The sequence below is a fragment of the Pseudoalteromonas sp. BSi20439 genome, from assembly GCF_000241165.1.
Classification (GTDB): domain Bacteria; phylum Pseudomonadota; class Gammaproteobacteria; order Enterobacterales; family Alteromonadaceae; genus Pseudoalteromonas.
On record NZ_BADW01000243.1, the window covers coordinates 1 to 286 of the forward strand.

The 286-nt window shown below is 37.8% G+C and carries 1 protein-coding gene; it reads left to right on the top strand.

The features are described from left to right. The coding region (locus P20439_RS17915; protein ID WP_036934718.1) for an integrase core domain-containing protein at positions 1–278 on the top strand (278 nt) is incomplete at its 5' end. Positions 279–286: the final 8 nt, after the last annotated feature.

Consider the following 286-nt stretch of genomic DNA (forward strand, 5'->3'; position numbering starts at 1 on the left):
ATAGTCAACGTTTATGGCGCTATAAAATTACACAAAGTATGAGCAGGCGCGGAAATTGTTGGGATAATGCGCCAATGGAGCGATTTTTTAGAAGCTTTAAAACGGAGTGGATGCCAAAGGTTGGATACGAAAACTTTAAAGATGCTAAATATAGTGTGAGTGATTATATCAACGGATATTACAACAACGTTAGGCCACATCATTATAATGCTGGTTTAGCGCCAAATGAATCTGAGGTTAGATACCAAGATTCTAAAACTGTGGCCAAAATTAGTTGACCACTACA